The organism is Streptomyces sp. NPDC002868, from assembly GCF_055563295.1.
The window spans coordinates 1-14,401 of sequence record NZ_JBVHDR010000049.1; the positions used below are offsets into that span (position 1 = coordinate 1).

Annotated in this window: 13 protein-coding genes and 4 pseudogenes; 9 read left to right on the forward strand and 8 right to left on the reverse strand. The window is 66.0% G+C overall.

Translation table 11 applies throughout. From position 1 onward, the window contains the following. Nucleotides 1-310: 310 nt before the first annotated feature. On the forward strand, nucleotides 311-451 hold the full coding sequence (locus ACZ3H8_RS39680) for a hypothetical protein (RefSeq protein ID WP_356190677.1): 141 nt from the start codon (nucleotides 311-313) through the stop codon (nucleotides 449-451). Here ACZ3H8_RS39680 and ACZ3H8_RS39685 read toward each other — a convergent pair. Continuing rightward, nucleotides 441-1,612: pseudogene (locus tag ACZ3H8_RS39685) on the reverse strand (epoxide hydrolase family protein). The gene ACZ3H8_RS39680 and the pseudogene ACZ3H8_RS39685 overlap by 11 nt on opposite strands. 102 nt (nucleotides 1,613-1,714) lie before the next feature. On the opposite strand from ACZ3H8_RS39685, the gene ACZ3H8_RS39690 reads away from it, so the two are divergent. From ACZ3H8_RS39690 to ACZ3H8_RS39705, 4 genes are all read left to right on the forward strand, one after another. Next, a complete protein-coding gene (locus ACZ3H8_RS39690; protein ID WP_467410085.1) occupies nucleotides 1,715-2,290 on the forward strand; it encodes a CGNR zinc finger domain-containing protein in 576 nt (191 codons plus the stop codon). Nucleotides 2,291-2,537: 247 nt separating this feature from the next. After that, nucleotides 2,538-3,287 carry a transposase family protein gene (locus tag ACZ3H8_RS39695; protein ID WP_398983783.1) on the forward strand — a complete coding sequence of 250 codons (750 nt, stop codon included), beginning with the start codon at nucleotides 2,538-2,540 and terminating at the stop codon, nucleotides 3,285-3,287. A gap of 231 nt (nucleotides 3,288-3,518) precedes the next feature. Then, nucleotides 3,519-3,974, forward strand: coding sequence for a hypothetical protein (locus ACZ3H8_RS39700; RefSeq protein ID WP_467410087.1), 456 nt, complete (start codon nucleotides 3,519-3,521; stop codon nucleotides 3,972-3,974). Further along, nucleotides 3,886-4,344: a transposase family protein gene (locus ACZ3H8_RS39705; RefSeq protein ID WP_467410100.1), complete on the forward strand. Its 459-nt coding sequence runs from the start codon at nucleotides 3,886-3,888 to the stop codon at nucleotides 4,342-4,344. Before ACZ3H8_RS39700 ends, ACZ3H8_RS39705 begins: the two co-directional genes overlap by 89 nt. 56 nt (nucleotides 4,345-4,400) lie before the next feature. Here the strand turns inward: ACZ3H8_RS39705 and ACZ3H8_RS39710 are convergent. After that, nucleotides 4,401-4,657, reverse strand: a pseudogene (locus ACZ3H8_RS39710) (type II toxin-antitoxin system VapC family toxin); the annotation flags it as partial. Nucleotides 4,658-5,091: 434 nt separating this feature from the next. Here ACZ3H8_RS39710 and ACZ3H8_RS39715 point away from each other — a divergent pair. Together ACZ3H8_RS39715 and ACZ3H8_RS39720 are read left to right on the forward strand one after the other, a co-directional pair. After that, the gene (locus ACZ3H8_RS39715; protein ID WP_467410088.1) at nucleotides 5,092-5,445 is read left to right on the forward strand and encodes a hypothetical protein; all 354 of its coding nucleotides are present in this window, start codon (nucleotides 5,092-5,094) and stop codon (nucleotides 5,443-5,445) included. 149 nt (nucleotides 5,446-5,594) lie between these two features. After that, on the forward strand, nucleotides 5,595-5,765 hold the full coding sequence (locus ACZ3H8_RS39720; protein WP_467410090.1) for a hypothetical protein: 171 nt from the start codon (nucleotides 5,595-5,597) through the stop codon (nucleotides 5,763-5,765). 171 nt (nucleotides 5,766-5,936) lie between these two features. Here the strand turns inward: ACZ3H8_RS39720 and ACZ3H8_RS39725 are convergent. The 6 genes and pseudogenes from ACZ3H8_RS39725 to ACZ3H8_RS39750 form a co-directional block, all read right to left on the reverse strand. Further along, nucleotides 5,937-7,013: pseudogene (locus ACZ3H8_RS39725) on the reverse strand (transposase); the annotation flags it as partial. A 22-nt stretch (nucleotides 7,014-7,035) separates the two neighbouring features. Next, entirely contained in the window at nucleotides 7,036-8,262 is a 1,227-nt protein-coding gene (locus ACZ3H8_RS39730) for an IS110 family RNA-guided transposase (protein ID WP_467410091.1), read from the reverse strand. A gap of 580 nt (nucleotides 8,263-8,842) precedes the next feature. Then, a pseudogene (locus ACZ3H8_RS39735) lies at nucleotides 8,843-9,202 on the reverse strand (transposase); the annotation flags it as partial. A 148-nt stretch (nucleotides 9,203-9,350) separates the two neighbouring features. Next, a complete protein-coding gene (locus tag ACZ3H8_RS39740) occupies nucleotides 9,351-10,541 on the reverse strand; it encodes an IS110 family RNA-guided transposase (protein WP_467410092.1) in 1,191 nt (396 codons plus the stop codon). Between the two features lie 1,343 nt (nucleotides 10,542-11,884). Beyond that, nucleotides 11,885-12,106 carry a DUF3040 domain-containing protein gene (locus tag ACZ3H8_RS39745; protein WP_467410094.1) on the reverse strand — a complete coding sequence of 74 codons (222 nt, stop codon included), beginning with the start codon at nucleotides 12,104-12,106 and terminating at the stop codon, nucleotides 11,885-11,887. Between the two features lie 337 nt (nucleotides 12,107-12,443). Next, complete coding sequence (locus ACZ3H8_RS39750; protein WP_467410095.1) at nucleotides 12,444-13,115, reverse strand: response regulator; 672 nt, start codon at nucleotides 13,113-13,115, stop codon at nucleotides 12,444-12,446. Between the two features lie 85 nt (nucleotides 13,116-13,200). Between ACZ3H8_RS39750 and ACZ3H8_RS39755 the strand changes: the two genes are divergently transcribed. Further along, the gene (locus ACZ3H8_RS39755; protein WP_467410097.1) at nucleotides 13,201-13,431 is read left to right on the forward strand and encodes a hypothetical protein; all 231 of its coding nucleotides are present in this window, start codon (nucleotides 13,201-13,203) and stop codon (nucleotides 13,429-13,431) included. Between the two features lie 318 nt (nucleotides 13,432-13,749). Further along, nucleotides 13,750-14,401 (forward strand): universal stress protein (locus ACZ3H8_RS39760; protein ID WP_467410098.1); only part of this gene is annotated, 652 nt, incomplete at its 3' end.

Here is a 14,401-nt window from a genome sequence, read left to right on the forward strand (position 1 = left end):
CCGACATGATCAACCTACGTGCCTCAACCCCCACCACAAACAGCCCAACGACCCAGCCCGACCACCGTCACCGCTAACCATGCACGAGGTCGTTACCCTCGCCCCGAAGTGGCAGGCCAGTGCCAGGCACTCCGAATCCGGTGACGGGAAAGCTGACAGTCGGTACGAAGTACGCGGCTACTACGCGGGCACACTCCGAGACGGTCTTGCGCACGTTCTACGACTGGCACGGCGTAGGCGGCAGAGTTGAGGGTGTAGTCGGGGGTGTTGGCGGGTAGGCGTCGAGGTCTACCATCCGAAAGACCTCGTCATGCTCCACGCTATCTTCGCCGCGCCCTGTCTGACCACGTTCTGCCGTCTCGATGAACTCGGTCTGGAAGCCGTCGGGCAACGCCTTGAGCCGGATCAGGCGGTGATCGAGTGCCGGCACCCAGCCGCGTTCACCGATTAGCGGCCAGCACTGCCGCGAGGCCCTCTTGTAGATCTTTGACGAAATACTCGGGAACCTCCAGCGACGGGAAATGTCCCCCGATTTCGGGCGACCTCCATCGGACGATCTGTCGGTACCGCTCCTGTGCCCAGGGGCGCGGACACTTCTCGATGTCGCGGGGATACATACTGATTGCTGACGGGACGTCGACCCGAAGTTCGGGATCGAGCGAGTTGTGGCTTTCGTAGTAAATGCGGGCCGACGATGCGCCGGTCCGCGTCAGCCAATACAGGGTGACGTCGTCAAGAACGCGGTCTCTGGAAATCGTCTCGAACGGGCTGTCTTCGGTGTCTGACCACTCGGCGAACTTGTCAAGGATCCAGGCAAGAAGCCCGACCGGTGAGTCGACGAGCGAGTAGCCGATGGTCTGCGGTCGGGTCGCCTGCTGCTTCGCGTACGCCGCGCGGTGGCGCCAGAAATCGCGGGTTTCCTCGGTCCACTTACGCTCGACCGCCGTCAGCCCGTCCGTTGTCAACCCGGGCGGTGCCTCCGCGAACGTTGTGTGGATACCGAGAACGTGCGCCGGGAACCTGCCGCCGAGAACCGTGGTGATATTACCTCCCCAGTCGCCGCCGTGGGCTACGAACTTGCTGTAGCCGAGCCTTCCCATCAGTTCCACCCATGCGGCCGCGATCTTTTCGGTTCCCCACCCGGTGGTGGCCGGCTTGTCGCTGTAACCAAAGCCTGGTAGCGACGGGACCACGACGTGGAACCTGGCGCGTCTGCATCTTTCGGATCTGCCAGCTCGTCTACTACATCGATGAACTCAGCAATGCTGCCTGGCCAGCCGTGCGTCAAGATCAGAGGAGTGGCATCTGCGCGCGCGGATCGGCGGTGGAGGAAGTGGATTCCCAGATCATCAATGGTCGTGCGGAACTGGCCGATACGGTTAAGGCGCTCTTCGAACAACCGCCAGTTGTACCCGGTGCGCCAGTAGTTCACGACACCGACGAGGTCGGCGAGAGGAACGCCCTGTTCCCATCGGCGAGGGTCGGGCGCGGCGCGATAGACCGTCTCAGCCTCCGGTAGCCGCGCCGCGGCCAATCGCGCGCGCAGATCGTCGAGGTCAGCGTCAGATGCGTGGGCTTCAAATGCTTGCACGTCGCTGGTTAGACGGGGCATGACACCTCCTGGCCATCGCGGAACCGGCTATGACCTTCGCGAACCGGCTAAGGCGGTTCTATCAAGTCTTCATGCCAGCGTGCAACCAGCTAAGGTGGTTCCATGCGTGCTGGGTTCCCTGACTTTCGCCTCGGTAACGTGCTAGCGACCAGCTTCACGGCGACTCTGACGGAACGTCATGGCAACGCTGTGGAGCGCATCCCCACGCCGCACCGACTCGTCGACTGGCTGGCAGTGAACGGCCTCGCCGTGGACTCCTGCACCACTGCCCAGCTCGACTTCGCTCGGGAACTGAGGGAGTCGATTCACGCCGCCGCGACAGCGACCGCGATCCAAGACGCTCTCCCTGCATCTGCTGTCCAAGTCATCAATGACTGCAGCGCTCAGGGTCGGGCCGCGGCTATCCTGACGCCCGAGGGTAAGCGGCGATGGCGGCTCAGCTCGGCTTCCTGCGTGGAAGATGCCCTCAGCGTGATCGCCGCCGACGCGATCAGCATCATCGCAGGCGAACGGGACGGAAAATTGGCCTTGTGCGCATCGCCAACCTGCCAAGCCGCCTTCTTCGACACCAGCCAAAGTCGCACCCGCAAATGGTGTGACATGAACACGTGCGGGAATCGTCAGAAGAAAGCGCGCTTCAATGCCAACCAGCGCAAAAACCCCAGATCAGCGGAGTGATCGTTACCTCGGTACATCCAAGTGGGCCCCACGCCTGCGACACATCTGTCGCGTTGGGTGCACCCCAACGGCACCACTAAGAGCCATCCGTCGCCTTCGAACAACGTCCTCAATCAGTACGTCTACGTTTACTGAGCTTCTTCGAGCCGGGCCCCGATCAGGTGACACCCGACAAGCGCAACGAGCGAGGCCCCCGGACAGTTGATCGAGATGTCTGACGTCTCAACCACGCTGCTCAGGGGCCTCGTTGGTCATCTATCCTGCCGCACTCGACCTGCCACATGCGCTCGTGGAGTGGGTCACCATGCTCATCGTCACCCGTGAGGGCGACCGACGCTGCAAGCTCCGCCCGTCCCAGCGCGCGATGGTGGCACTGGTGTACCTACGTGAGCACACAACCTTGGCAAAGATCGCTGCCGGGTTCGGGATCAGCGAGTCCACCGCCCACGCCTACACCAGCGCAGTCACCGACCTGCTCGCCCAACGTGCGCCAGGTCTACTGAAGGCCCTGCGCGAGGCTGACCCCGACTTCGTCCTGCTGGACGGGACCCTCGCCGAGTGCGACCGGGTCGGCGACTCACGCGCGGACTACTCCCACAAGCACCGCCGGCACGGAGTGAACGTACAGGTGGTCACCGATCCGGACGGCCGGCTGCTGTGGCTCTCACCCGCGCTGCCGGGCCGCGCCCACGACCTGACCGCCGCCCGCACCCACCGGATCATCCGCATCTGCGAGCGCCAGGGAGTTCCCATCCTGGCCGATCTCGCCTACCAGGGCGGCGGCCCCTGGCTGACCACGGGCATCAAACGCAGGCCCCTGCAGGAACTCACCCCCACCGAGAAGACCGTCAACCGGGCCCTGGCCGCGGCACGGGCACCGGTCGAACGCGGCGTCGCCCGCTTGAAATCCTGGCGGATCTTCCGCAGGTCCCGATGCAGTCCGAACCGCATGACGTCAATCGCCAAAGCCATCCTCACCCTGGAGCGTCAAGGCTGAAGAAGCTCATTGACCGATCTACTTTGGATCGCATTCATCATTGAATCGTGCGCGAAATGTAAAATCCTGCCGACTTGCGATCAGGATTGCGGAGTGCTGCTCTGGAATAGGCAGGGGGTAAAGGGCTAAATGATCCGGGCCCGAATGGGTGGAGTTCAGCCGAAGTAGGGGGACGACGCGTCGTGTGACGACGGGATGCCCCGCGCTGCGACCCGCTATCGGAGGTTCACGATGACACAGGTCTCTTCTGCCCGCATTCCACTACGCCAGATCATGGCCGTGCTCTTGACGGCCGCCCTGACGCTCTCCCTCTCGGTGGTGCTCACCGTCACCTCGACGAAAGAAGCAGCCGCCTTGTGCTCCGCCAACCGGTTCAACGGAACGTGGCGCTCGTCCGACGCGAGGCTGAAGCGTATCGACATATGGCAGGGAGAGAACTGCCACCTGTACGCCAGGGCCTGGTCCGTCTGCAAGAACGACGCGTCGCATATCTGCAGCTGGGGAAACAGGAGAATGGGAGACAGTCCCGAGCCGAACTTCCAGTTCGTCGGATACAACTGGAGCAACGCCACTGAGGTGCTGCACCTGCGGATGCAGGATAGGTCTCACATCTCGGTGTGGGACAGCACCGACTACCACAACGGTAAGAAGGTCAGCTTCACGGTCACGATGTACAAGAGCCGTTGAGCCCGCGAAGGGCAGCAACTCCGCCCGCGCCGCTACTGGACGAGACCCCCTACCAAGACAGGTTGGGGGCCTCGCCGCTCGTCCCCCGCCCCCGACAGGATGCGAACCGCGCCGGGGTGGGCCCCTGTTCGCCGACCGTGCCTACACGGGTGCCGGCTCCGGGGTCACCACCGGACTCAAACGGCCACCGGGCGGCGAGCTCACCCTCACCCAGCGCACCGTCAACCGAGCCCTGGCCGCAGCCCGGGCACCGGTCGAACGCGGCATGGCACGGCTGAAGTCCTGGCAGATCTTCGGAAGATCCCGCATCAGTCCCAACCGCATGACCGTCATCACCAAAGCTGTCCTCACCCTGGAGGGGCAACGCTGAAAACGCTCAGTAGTTGGCTGGGCCGAAAAGCGCTGCCCCATCGACGAGGGGCCGGGTCAGACCTTGATCACGGTGGCCCGTCCGCCGCACAGCACGGTCAGGTCCTCGGGATCCGAGGTGAGGACCGTGACGGGGGCGGCGAGGGCGGTGGCGCTGAGCATGGCATCGATGGCGTACTTGTGGCCGTGCAAGCCGACGCCGGCGAGAAGAGCGGCGGCGTGGCGGGCGATCGGCTCGGTGACCGGTTCGACCACCAGGCGGGACAGAGTCCACTCCAGCCCGGACGGTTGATCCGAGGGTGGACCACCTCGACCCACCGCCCACCTCTCCATGTTTCGGCCAGTCGTTGCTACCAGGAGGTGCTGGCGGACATGGGAGGTTCCACGCGTGTGTGCCGCACTCGCAGGCTGGTGCCCCTGACTCCGGTCGGCCATCACCAGTCGGGCTGGGCAGCTCACTGGCATGAGAGGGCGCTCACTGGAGGCATCTTCGACCGGCTCGACAGCCTCCTACGCAGGGACGGCCATACGAGACAGGTTCTTCCATGCCATCCGAAATGTACGCCGCAGGCGAAGATTTGGGTATGTGCCCGAATAGGAAGCCATATTTAGGCTGACATAGATCGAGGTGTAACGCGGCGGCGCTTACACAACGCAGAGGTAGGCAGAAGCGGGCCACAGTCCGAGGCTGAATCTCATTACCTGGGGCGACCCTGCCGACAGAACACGCGTCAGATCGGAATTTCTTGTGAACAGCACCGACCCGGTTTCGGGATACCAGACCTACGACCAGCCCTCGGGGCCCGACTGCTCCGCGCGCAACCAGGGCACCGCGCGGCAGGCAGCCTTTGCCACCTGCACGATCGCTGACGTTGCGGCCGGTTTGCTGGGCCTGTGGATCGTGCTCTACCTGCTCGACGCGAACCAGGCGAATCCCTTCGTTGAGTTCGTGCACGGAACGGCGGACTGGCTGTCCGGATGGGCACAGGACATTTTCACGATGGACACAGAGGGCCTACGTGTTGTTCTCAATTACGGTCTCCCGGCGGTCATCTATTTGCTGATCGGCCACGGGATCGCTGCCCGGCTCAACCGGGCCTGACAGCATTACGGGCACATCCAAGTCCGGTATGAACAGCGAGCGCGCGGAACCCCTGTCGGCGCGGTCGCTCAGGTTTCCCGCAAGGCAGCCGAGCGCTTTGCCCAGGCCGCGGCGGGCGGAATGAGCGCGACAGCGGAAGGACCAAGGCTGTGACACGCACTCCCAGCGAAAGTGATCACGTACCGATCTATGAGGACCTGGTGCGTGAACGAGGTGACGTCGTGGCGGAGGCCCAGATGGCGGCCGAGCACACGCAGCACCAGGCGGCGGAACTGCTGGGCAGACAGCATGCCGACCAGCCGCACCTGTCAACGGGATAACAGGCGCTGACTGCGCCCCCACTGCCCGAGTGCACCATAAACGGCCACGTGCCCTGCGAGGGACGCGTGTGTTGTCCATCGGCACGCGATGTCCCGTCCATGGCGCGCGCGAGTCGCCGTCCACTCCTGAAAGTCCGCCCCTGCCCGCCTCGCCTCCGCTGACCTTGTTCTTTATCTTCCAGCTGCTTGATGTGCGGTGATCGTGAGTTCGCGTTTGACGGTCTTACCGACGTCGTAGCGGGGTGCCTGGTGCTTGTTCTTGGCGCCGGGTGGTCGTCCGGGACCGGTGCCTGTGGGTTTGGGAACACGGGTCGGGCAGGCGAGGTGAGCGCGGATGTTCCTGAACCCCCGGCGGACCCGGGCCGGCGTGAGTCGGTCGATGGTGGTGGGTTTCTCCCAGGGCCGACGGAGGTCCTCGGCCAGAGGCCGGGCGAGCCGCAGCTGGGTGTGGGCGACGATCAAGATCCAGGTCCAACGGTCCGCCGCCTCGGGAGTGCGGATTTTCGGGGTGGTCCAGCCCAGGGTCTGTTTCGCGCAGCGGAACGTGTGCTCCAGGTCGAAGCGGCGTAGAAATGCCTGCCAGCAACGGTCCACATCGCCGGGGGCGGCGCCGGTCTTCGATGACCACAACCACACCGGTGGGGCGTCCCGTTCCTTCGACAGGTGCTCGACCTTCAGTCGGATCAACGTGCCCTCGACCAAAGGTAGTTCGCCTTCGTGGTCGAGCCAGGCCGAGCGGTGGGTGAGCCGCGGGTGGACCCGGTCCCATGCCTGGGCTTCGGCCTCGCCGTAATTGCAGGTGTCTGTGACCGTGGTGATCGCGGGCTCAGGCCAGGTATCCGGCTTGGTGAAGCGGAACTCCGGTCCGTGCTTGGGCGGACGGCCGTTGATGCCGTGCGTCCTCGGTGGCTTCGGCAGGCGCATGACGCGGTCGGAGCGGATCCGGCCGACCAACTCGATGGGCAGGTCTCGCAGGACCCAGGCCAGACGGGTGACGTCGTAGCCTGCATCGCTGACGATCACGATGTCCGGGTCTCCGGCCTGCCACTGCCCCGCGGCGACGAGTCTTTCAACGACTCCTCGCAGCTGGGCGGCGGTGACGGCGGTCGCGTCGTCCACCGGCCCGAGCCGGACCGCGTCCAGGATCGCGGTCCAGGAGGTGGAGCCCGGTTCCAACACGGCAACGAAGGAGTACGGCCAGCCGGGGATGAACTGCGAGGCCGTCTTCGCGCGGCCGTAGACGTGGCAGACACCTCACGACGCTAAGTCGTCAAGCGGCGGCGGCTGCTTCGGTGGGGTAGGCGGTCTCTTCGTCGAACAGTTTGTGCTGCTGTAGGCAGTGGTAGAGCTGGCCGATCATGCGGTTGAAGAGGTTGCGTTGGGCGGCTGCGTGCCAGTCGCCGACTTCACGTCGGCGCCGGTAGTGGGCGTTGGCACCAGCCGATGCCCGGAGTGAGGCGAAGGCCCATAGGTAGCCGGCGTGGTTGAGCCGGTCGTTATTGACCCAGCGGCGGGTGATGCTGGACTTCTTGCCGGAGGCCCGGGTGATGGGTGAGGAGCCCGCGTAGGCCTTGAGGCCGCGGGCGTCGGCGAAGCGGGTGTGGTCGTCCCCGATCTCAGCGAGGATCCGGGCGGCGAGCTGGATGCCGAGCCCGGGGAAGCTCAGCAAAATCTCGGCGTCCGGGTGCTGAGGGAACGCTTCCTCCACCGCCTCGGCGAGATCGTCGGCAGCGGTGCAGGCGGCGCCCAGTTGCATGAGGAGGGCGAGCATCTGCTTGCCAAGGGCATTCTCGACCAGCTGGGGCTGGTGGGCCCAGTCGGCGCGGAAGACCTCGCGCAGGCGGTCCGCCTCGGCCTCGATGCCGCGCTGGCGGCCGGCCCGCTTGAGTGCGGCCTGGAGCTGGGTCCGGGTAAGTCGTGCGGCTTGAGCGGGCGTGGGTGCGGTCTTGAGGAGTTCGCGGGCCTCGGGCCGGCAGAGCCCGTTGGTCCAGTCGCAGAAGGCTTCCAGGGCGGCGGGGTAGTACTCCCGCAGGAGGGAGCGCAACTGGTTGGCCATCTGCTGGCGGTTCCAGAGCGCGTCCTGTTGAGCGCGGGCCAGAACGGCGATGGCCCGGCCGAGGTCGCTGTCGTTGGGCAGGGTCCGGTGGGCGTGCATGTCGGTGCGCAGGATGTTCGCCAGGACAAGGGCGTCGCCGGGGTCGGACTTCTTGCGCGAGACACTGTGGCGGTCGCGGTAGCGGGCCGCGGCCATCGGGTTGATCGCGAAGACCTGCCGCTTGCCCTGCCGCAGCACCGCGACCAGCAGACCGCGGGACGTCTCGATGGCGACCGGAATCGGGGACTCTTCGCTGTCGCCGTACTCGGCGAGCAGGTCGAGGAGCAGTGTGTAGCCGGCCGCGTCGTCGGTGATGTGCCGTTTCGCCAGTAACTGGCCGGTGTCGTCGACCAGAGCGACGTCGTGGGTGCGTTCCGCCCAGTCGATTCCGCAATAGATCACGAAGGTTCCCTCCCCATTGTGTGAGTGTTTGCGCTGGTCACGAGCGCATGCGGGCCACGCAGCTACCTAATCCCAGGCCTCAACCGCAAGGGTTGGGCCGACACCTCACTAGCCGTTCGTGGCACCAGCGCACCCCACGGGCCCCGGTCTATGCGGGAGCTCAGAGGGCTCGGGCATCGCAAGAGGTCCCGTGCGGTGGGCTCGCACCACCAACACCAACGAGTGATCAAGGCGGACGTGTTGACGACAGGGGGGCGCCGGACGCCGCCGATCTCTGGGTAGGCGTCAGCACCAGGTAGCCAGCAGACGTGCGAACGACGCCCTCGCTGTCACCAACCGCTGAGTGGTGGCGGCCACGAAGACGCCGAACGTCGCGCGATCTATCAGTAGGCATCGAGGCCGGGCGGTGTGTAGGCATCCGTCCGGCGTCCGTGTGGCCGCCACCACCATGAGCGCCAGGACCGAGCACACGATCTACAGTTCAGGCGTTGACTGCCCGGCTGCCCCTAGATGTCACGGTCTGGTACTCGAACATCCCGAGAAGCACCTGCCCCTGCGGAATGCCGCTAACTACGGATTAGAACAGCCGCTCCGCCGAGCACGGTGCGTCCGAACGCAGCCAGGGCGACACATCGACCGCCAGTACCAGGCGCCCGCCGTCGAAGCGGGGCAGCGGCAGGCCCGCCAGCACGGTCCGCAGCCGGTCCACGTCGATCCGGCCGTGGTTGAGCCCTCCGTACATCGCTCCGTGCCCACGACGATGCTCGGGCAGCAGCGTCAAGTCCACCGGGGACTTCACCGCACCGTCCGCGCACAACACCGCGTCCGCCAGCTCGAACAGTTCATCGCGCCGGGCGGTCAGAGACTCGTAGAACTCGCCCCGGAAGCGTGACGCCTCCGCGAACGCTTCCCTCCGGACAGCATCAGGCAGCAGACTCACGCTCACGGCCTTCGTCTTGGTCACGTGCACCTTGGTCGGAGCACATGATCAGACGAAGGCCGCCCCCACGTCCGGCGAATCCCCAGGTGAGCGACCCAGTTCGAGACGTCGTTCGGGCCGAAAGATAAAGAACTTCCCAATGCCGATGTCAAGCTGCTGCTGTGACGGACGGTAGGACCTGGTAGCACGCTCCGTCGCGGATCATCGCCCATAGAACGTTGGCTCTGCGGCGGGCCAGAGCCAGCAGCGCCTGCTTGTGTCCTTTCCCTTCGTTTCGCTTGCGCGAGTAGTAGGCATGGGAGGCAGCGCAAGTTCTCAGACTGGCCATGGAGGAGAGGTAGAAAGCCCGGAGCAGGCCGCGGTGATAGCGGCGGGGCCTGCGCATGTTGCCGCTGACACGGCCGGAGTCAGGGGGCACGGGCGACAGGCCGGCGAAGGCGGCCAGGCGGTCAGCGGTGCCGAAGGCCTCCATGTCGCCGCCTGTGGCGGCGATGAACTCGGCTCCGAGTAGGGCGCCCATGCCGGGCAGGCTGCGGATCACCGCAGCGTGCGCGTGCTCGTGAAACCGGGCTTCGATGAGCGCGTCGAGCTCGGCGATTTCCTGGTCGAGGGCCATCACGCCCTTCGCGATGCGGGCCACCATCGCGGCCGCCAGTTTCTCGCCAGGTAGTGCGGTGTGCTGAGAGTGGGCCGCCTCGACGACGGTCTCGGCGAGCGTGGCGGCGTTCTTGACCCTGCGGTTCTTGAGCCAGGTCCCGATCCGCTTGGCTCCGCTGCGGCGGATCGCAGCCGGTGTCTGGTAGCCGGTCAGCAGGACGACCGGGCCCTTCTTGCTCAAGTTCAGCGCCCGCTCCAACGCCGGAAATATCTCCAGGAGTTGAGCTCGAAGACGGTTGATCTGGCGGGTCCGGTCGTTGACCAGGTCGGTGCGGCGGGCGGTCAACGTGCGCAGGTCGACAGCTATCTCATCGCCGGGCCGCAAGAGGCCGAGGTCCTTGCGCATACGCGCCTGGTCGGCGATGACGAAGGCATCCTTCTCGTCCGTCTTGCCCTGCCCTCGGTAGGCGGTCGATGCCTGGTGAACGGCCAGTCCGGTGATGTAGACCATTGGCTGGTCGTGGCTGAGCAGCAGTCCGATCAGCAATGCGGCACCGCCGTGGTTGATGTCCACCGCCCACAACACCTCTTCGGAGAGCGCGAGCACGTCTGATATCAGCTCCAGCAAGGCCGACTCGTCGTTGAGGACGCGGCGCGAGAGCAGGCGCTCTCCCTGTGCGTCCATCACCACTGCGTGGTGATGTTCCTTGCCGATGTCCACTCCGGCCCAGATCTGGGGCACGGTCACCTCCGCCAGCTCGTCGCTACAGATCGATCCCGCAGACGACCTCGCCGACGTTGTCCTACACAGCGATCAAGTCGCGTATCCCAATTAGCGGTCGAGTCGTCGCGGGGCTCCGGGCGGCCAAGTTCTTTGAGCCATCAGACGGCTACAAGCTGACAGCCATACCCGGAACCCCTGGGCCCGCCGATCTTACGAATGACCGCCTCAGACCCACGCTTGGAAGGTAGGACAAGCTGACCGTCTGTTCGCAAAGCGCTGGCACGGTTGGCGGACGCACGAGTCCTGCGCCACCGTGTCGTGCCGGGGATTGCCGGGCATGCGCCACCACAACGATCGATCGGTGGATCACCAAGCGGAGGCAGCGATGGTGCAGCCGCCTGATGAAGCGGACTGTCCTTACGGGGGCGCAGGCTGCGGTCCTCTGTCCACAGAACGCGCTCGCAACATCACCCGTGGATTCCTCTTGGTGTGCTCCCCGGGAGGCGAACCATGACAACGATGACGTGCTGCTGGTGGTGTCAGAGCTGGTCGCCAATGCGATACAGCATGCCGGTGAGGTGACGGACTTCCGGCTGGGGCAGCGCGACAACTGCGTGGTCGTGACGGTGACCCCAGCCCGCACCCTCCGCGAGAGCGTGCCCCGGTGGCGTGGCCGTTCAGTGGATTCGGGTGGCGTCTGGTGCGTCAGCTCGCCTCGCATGTGCACGTCCACACGCATTCGCACGGCAAGACAGTCCGGGCCACCGTCCCCCTGGCATTGAAGAATGCGCGGAAGACCGTGTGCGTTTTGGCGTGCACACAAAAACTCCCGACCTGTATTTCTGCAGGTCAGAGGCTTGATCCGGAGTGCCCCGGCAGGATTCGAACCTGCGCACACGGCTTTGAGGGAGTACGACGGGGCGGGCGCGGGGTGCTGCGGGCCCGGCGCCGGGAGCGCGGTCGCGGAACCGGCCATAGCGCACCTGCTGGAACCGCCGTGAGCGCCTTCGGGGCCGCCATGCGCTGGGCGCCTCGTCGTGAGCCGTGTCTGGTCAATCGGTCTATCTCGTGTGAGATGTCGCGCGGCCGCGGGCAGCTGGACGTCACGACGGGGCACCGTCGCGCCGAGCCAAACGTCTGGGATACCAGCTGCAGGCGTTCATCGCCGGCGCGGGCGCTGTGGGTCGGGATCCGTAGAAGGTGTTGGGCTCGTACGTGGTTCCACGAGTGCCAACCCCCGCGTGCTGGTCGGCGATGGCCCGTAGGCTTGCCGTCCGGGAGTGTTTGTCACGTCGCTGTGAATCACAGATGCCGTCGATACGCGGGTATCCAGCCGTCCCTCATCGTCCTCGGCCTTAAGGTCACGCCTCGAGTATCGCCGTGAGGATCACCGCCAGAAAGGCCACGATGACCAGGACAACCGCAGTTACCCGTCGCCAGTCGCGCCGTTTGCGCCTGCCGTGGACACCGTCATCGCCGTCTTCGGCGAACTGCTGGTTCAGCGCGTCCATCAGCGAGGCCAGTTCAGGGTCCACCCGGGCCAGGCATCGCTCGATCTCTGCGAAGACGCGGCGGTCATCCATCGGGGCGTTCATACCGACCACCTGGATCATGAGACACGGGCAGCGGGAGGATTGGGGCGAAGTACAACCCGTCAGAGACTTGGGCAGTGCAAAAGGATCCGCATACGGACAACTGCGGGATGGCCGTCACGACGCTGGAAGGCGACGTGTGGATCGTTCACGGTCCCATCATGGGTAGATCTACCCGCCTCGACAGTCCGTACCCCTGACTAGAGCAGGGAGACGATCGTGCAGGCCGTCGGCTGGCTGCGACGACAAGTAGCTCGGTCAGTCTCGTCGTCGCCCAGAAGCGGCCGGTCGCGTTGGCTGGTGTCTGCTCCGGCAGTGGTGGGCGGGATTACGGTTCGATGAGCCCTGCGCGGATTGCGTAGCGAGTGAGTTCCAGGCGGTCGCCCAGCCCGAGTTTCTGGAGCAGGTTGGCGCGGTGGCGTTCGACGGTCTTGGTGCTGATGACGAGGATGTCGCCGATCTCCTTCGACGTGTGGCCTTCGGCGACGAGTTTGAGAATTTCCTCCTCGCGGTCGGTGATGGCCCTGGCGGGTAGGGCGTCGCCCTGCCTGGCGCGGTCGAGGTATTTGCGGATGAGAGTGGTCTCGGCGCGTGGGTAGATGAAGGGCTCGTCGCGCATCGCTGCGCGGCAGGCTTCGACAAGATCGCGGTCGGCGACGGACTTCGTCACATAGCCGCTGGCACCGGCTTTGAGGGCTTCGAAGAAGTACTGCTCGTTGTCGTACATCGTCAGGATGAGGATCCGCAGGTCCGGCTGCAGGCGGCTCAGCTCGCGGGCGGCCTGCAGACCGGTCATCCGGGGCATGGCGATGTCGAGGATGGCCAGGTCGATCTGTGCCGTGCGGGCCTCGGCTACTGCCTCGGCGCCGTCGTCGGCCTCGGCGACGACGGCGAGGTCGGGTTCGCTGTCGAGGATGAGCCGGACTCCGCGGCGTACGAGCGCGCCGGGCTTCACCGGCCTCGCCCTTCTGCAGGGGCGGGGACGAGCGAGCGGGGGCATGCTTCGGGTAGAGACTGCGCATGCTTCAGGGAGACTTGTGATGGGGCGGAGTCACCATTTTCACCTTGACGCCAGGGGTCACTCGGTGACCGTGAACATCGATGGCGGCCACCGGGGAGCGGTCGAGCTGCTGGTCGACGGCAAGGAAACCGGCCGCGCCGAGATCCAAGGGGGGCGGCCCCTGATCCTCACCGGCGAACTGCCCACCGATCCTCCACTGCCCGTGAGCGTCCGCATCACGCCCGGGCCCGGCGCGCCCCGCTGTATCGCCGTGATCCACGGGGCGGAGACGGTGATGTCCCCACGGGCGTTCTGAGTCTGGGCATCGCCCAGGCCGTGCCACTGACGGCGTGACGACGGCACGGCAGTTTCCGGCCCCCTTGTCCGCGCTGCCCACCGAAGGGCGCTCTCCCTGGTGCGCCCGGAGCGGCGTGCCGCAGGACGACCCCTGCGGCGTACGGGGGCGTACCACGGGCCATCGGGCACCCTGTGGCTCCGGGCCAGGGCCCAGGGGAAGCTGGGGAAGAAGACAGCAGGGGAGGCGAGCGCCCCACACGCACCGGGCTCCTGCGCGACGGTGCCCCTGGGGCGGCATGCGCCTGGCCACGGACGCCCCGGACGGGAGAAGCAGGCAATGAACGGGCCGGTGGTAGTGGGAGTGGACGGTTCACCCTCAGCCCTGGCAGCGGTAGACGCGGCAGCCCACGAGGCGTCACTGCGAGGTGTGGAACTGCGCGTGGTACATGCCTTTCGGTGGCCCGCCATGCACGCACCGCCCGGTTCATCGCCGCTGGGACCTCCCACCGGCGCCCTGCACCAAACGGTCGAACGGATCGTGGCCGACGCCGTCGAACGCGCGCGGAGCCAGGCCGCGGGCCTCCACGTCAGCCACGCCGTCATAGCCGGTGAGGCATCGACGGTCCTGCAAGCACAGTCGCGCACCGCGCAGCTCATCGTCGTCGGCCACCGAGGCTCCCAGGGCCTCGCCGAGCTGCTCCTGGGTTCCACCGCCGTACATCTGAGCGCACACGCCCACTGCCCGATGATGGTCGTTCGAGGACGCCCGGACCCGGCCGGTCCGGTGCTCGTGGCTGTCGACGGCTCCCCGCAAGAGCAGCCCGCCATCGCCTTCGCCTTTTTTGAGGCCGCCCTGCGGAGCACAGACCTGATCGCGCTCCACGCCTGGAGCACCTGGACCGACCACGGCGAGCACGCCCTGGGCCACCCGGTGGACCTGACGGAGCTGGTGGGCGACGTCGACCGGCTCCGGCAGGAGGAAGAGCGAA

Bases quoted from the DNA above. Each gene is read 5' to 3' on its own strand.
- ACZ3H8_RS39680 (WP_356190677.1), top strand. From the start codon at position 311: ATGCTCCACGCTATCTTCGCCGCGCCCTGTCTGACCACGTTCTGCCGT.
- ACZ3H8_RS39690 (WP_467410085.1), top strand. From the start codon at position 1,715: ATGCGTGCTGGGTTCCCTGACTTTCGCCTCGGTAACGTGCTAGCGACC.
- ACZ3H8_RS39700 (WP_467410087.1), top strand. From the start codon at position 3,519: ATGACACAGGTCTCTTCTGCCCGCATTCCACTACGCCAGATCATGGCC.
- ACZ3H8_RS39745 (WP_467410094.1), bottom strand. From the start codon at position 12,106: ATGGATGACCGCCGCGTCTTCGCAGAGATCGAGCGATGCCTGGCCCGG.
- ACZ3H8_RS39750 (WP_467410095.1), bottom strand. From the start codon at position 13,115: ATGCCCCCGCTCGCTCGTCCCCGCCCCTGCAGAAGGGCGAGGCCGGTG.